Source organism: Rudaea sp. (assembly GCF_036383415.1).
GTDB lineage: Bacteria > Pseudomonadota > Gammaproteobacteria > Xanthomonadales > Rhodanobacteraceae > Rudaea.
In genome coordinates, this window is sequence record NZ_DASVOK010000260.1 from 1 (window position 1) to 3207 (window position 3207).

A 3207-nucleotide genomic window follows, 5' to 3' on the forward strand; every position below is an offset into this window, starting at 1 on the left:
GCCACCATCTTCGCCGCGTCGTCGCCGAGGTAGTAGACGCCGGAAGCCTCGCCGCGGCCGCGATGCGCGCCGTCGTCGAGCGTGACGACGACGGCATCCTGCGCCTCGAACACGTAGCCGGATATGCGGAATGGTTCGGCGAAGCGGAGTTTCTCGACCGACACCGTGAGCGACAGCGCTGGCATCAGTAGTTCACTCCCCATCCGATCAGGTGGAAGGCGAACGCGACCCAGAGTACGACGAACGCCGACAGCGCGAGCACGACGCTCCACAGCTTCGCCGGCCAGCGCCGGCCGCCGCCGCTCCACACCGTCCACAGGTTCCACAGGACCAGCACGAAGCCGCCGAGGAAGGCGATGAAGCCGAAGACCTGGTCGAAGCGCAGCACAGGATCGAACTTCGCGCTCGTGTTGTTGAGATCGGAGAACATCGTGACGATCGTTGCGATCCACGCGCCGAACGCGAGCAGCATCAGCAGCGCGCCGATCTTGCCCGCGCGGTAGGCGCTCAGCGCCGCGGGACTGAGGTCGAGGTGCGCGCGATATTTGCGGCGCACGACTGCGGCGACCGGCCAGAGCAGTACGGTCAGGAGCAGGGCGACGAGGCCTGCGACCAGCGCCGGCGTCAGCCACGCGCCGTTGTGCGTGCCGTCGGCGCGCAGGAACACTTCGAACGGCCCGGCGAGGCCGTAGCTCCAGCGCGCGACCTGGCCGTCGACGACCTTCGCGGCGAGCAGGTCGTGGCCGTTCGCGTCCTGCCAGACGAATGGCGAGACTTCAACCCATTTGACCGGCTTGCCGTCGAGTCCCTTCGCATCGGCAATCAACAGGCTGCCCTTCTCGTCGACGCCGACTTTGGATTGTCCGATCAATCCGATCAGCGCGAAGAAGTTCGTGAATGCGCCGCGCGACGCGACCCAGTTGCCAGCCATCATCTGTGCGTGCTGCTTCGCGGTTGCCTCGTCGACGCGCGTGGCGATGCGCGGGCCCGGGAAATAGCGGTCGGCGAAATCGGCGAACAGGGCGAGACGCAGGCGATGTGCTGCGCCTTCCTTGCCGGCGCTGTTGAACGAGACGTAGAAGCCGGTGTTCTCCTTGAGGAACAGGTGCAGCGAGGTGTGGAAATAGTCGGTGTCGCCGAGATGGCCGATCACCTCGCGGCCGTTGATGTTGGTCTCGAAGAAGCCGAGTTCCATGCGGTTGAGCGGCGGCAGCAGCGTCAGCGGGCTGTCGTGCATCAGCTTTGCCGTCTCTTCCTTGAGGATGCGGTTGCCCTTGTACTCGCCGTTCTGCAGATGCGCGATCATGAAGTGCGCCATCTCCTCCGCGGGCGAGGCCAGCGAGCCGGCCGGCGCGGGGCCGACGATCTCGAACTTCTTCGCGCCGTCCGACGCGGTCTTGTAGCCGGTCGCCGTCAGCGGCACGAGATCCTTCGGCAGCGGCTGGCGGAATGTCGAGTGGCTCATGTCGAGCGGCGCGAAGATGTGCTTGTCGATGTAGTCGTAGAACGATTCACCGGAAACGCGTTCGATGATGTAGCCGGCGACCGAGGTTGCGTAGTTCGAATAGGCCGGCGTCGTGCCCGCGTCGAACACGCGCGTTGGCGTCCAGCGCTTGAGCAGCGTGACATAGTCCGGGCTGTCCGGATCCTCGGTGATGATGTTCTTGATCTGCTCTTCGAAGCCGGCCGTGTGCGTCATGATATTGCGCATCGTGATCGGCTTGCCGTTGCGCGGCGGAATCTGGAAGTCGCCGGGTAGATACTTGTTGACGTCGGCGTCGAGGTCGATCTTGCCCTGCTCGACGAGCTGCATCACCGCGGTCCAGGTGAACAGCTTCGACACCGAACCAGGCCGGAACAAAGTGAGCTTCGGATCGATCGGTTTCTTCGTCGCGACGTCGGCGTAGCCGAAGCCGCGTTCGCTGACGATCTCGCCGTTCTTGATCACGGCCACGACGGCGCCGGCGATGTCGCCGGTCGCGAGCGCATACGGCATGTAGCCGTCTAGCCAGGCGTCGACATCGGCGGCGGTCAGTGCGTGTTCGTCCGGCGATGCGGCGGCAGGCGCGATTTCAGTCGGTGTCGCCGGTGACATTGCAGGCGTCGGCGCCTGCGCGCCCGCCACGAACGCGGCCAGCGAGAGCAGGGCCGCCACGATCAGTTTGTTCGTTTTCATCTTCACTCCCGTTGTCTGGGCGCAGGACGTCCGAAATGCGCTGTCGCGCCAGCTCGGTCGTCCCTCGCGAGAAAATGTCTTTGTCATGTTCGCGCGCTCAACCGAGGCAGGCGTCGACGAGTCGCGCAAACTCGGCACCGCCACGCATCGGATCGGCCACCGGCAGGCCGAGCGCCGCGGTCTGCGTCGCGAGCAGCTCGCGTGCGGCGACTGCGTCGAAACGCGAAGTATTGAGGCTGACTCCGCCGCAGCGGATTGCCGGATTCGTGCGCTGGCCGAGGCGCACGGTCAGATCGATGACTTCGTCGATCGTCGGTAGCACATAGCCCGGATTGCCGAGCACGTGCGTGCGCCCCGGCTCGTGGCAGACGACGAACACGTCGGGCTGGCTGCCGTGCAGCAGGCCGAGCGACACTGCGGCATACGCCGGATGGAATAGCGAGCCTTGCCCTTCGATCACGTCCCAGTGGCGCGCATCGGCGGCGGGGCTGAGGATCTCGGCGGCGCCGGCTTCGAAGTCGGACACGACTGCGTCCATCGGCATGCCGCTGCCGGCGATGAGGATGCCGGTTTGCCCGGTCGCGCGGAAATCGGCGTCGACGCCGCGCTCGGCAAACGCGCGTGCGAGCGCCAGTGCCGTGTATTTTTTTCCGAGTGCGCAGTCGGTGCCGACAGTCAGCAGGCGCTTGCCCGAACGTTTGCGGCCCGTCGCAATCGGAATGTTCGGCGGCGGCGTGCGCACATCGATCAGGCGGCGACCGTGGCGCGTCGCCGCGGCCTTGAGCTGCGCCGAGTCGGCGAGGCGCGTGTGCATGCCGCTGACGATATCGAGGCCGGCTTCGATCGCTTCGACGAGCGGCGCGATCCAGGTATCAACGATCGTGCCGCCGACATTGGCCACGCCGATCACGAGCCCGCGCGCGCCGCGCGCGCAGGCCTCGCGCGGCGTGAGGAACGGCAAACCCGTCGTCACCGTTGCCCCGCACGACCATTCGCCGATGCAGCGATCGCCGGCCCAGTCGCGCAGACCG

The 3207-nt window shown here is 66.3% G+C and carries 2 protein-coding genes and 1 pseudogene; all 3 read right to left on the reverse strand.

Annotated elements, in window-relative coordinates:
- A pseudogene (locus VF497_RS09705) lies at positions 1-185 on the reverse strand (dipeptide epimerase); the annotation flags it as partial.
- Positions 185-2176 (reverse strand): serine hydrolase domain-containing protein, encoded by a 1992-nt coding sequence (locus VF497_RS09710; protein ID WP_330888111.1) that lies wholly within the window; start codon positions 2174-2176, stop codon positions 185-187. The pseudogene VF497_RS09705 and the gene VF497_RS09710, both read right to left, overlap by 1 nt.
- A 97-nt stretch (positions 2177-2273) precedes the next feature.
- Positions 2274-3207, reverse strand: a 934-nt coding sequence (locus VF497_RS09715) for a DUF1611 domain-containing protein (RefSeq protein ID WP_330888114.1), incomplete at its 5' end; no start/stop codon positions are given.

Coding starts and splice junctions, on each gene's coding strand:
- VF497_RS09710 (WP_330888111.1), bottom strand. CDS start 2,176: ATGAAAACGAACAAACTGATCGTGGCGGCCCTGCTCTCGCTGGCCGCG.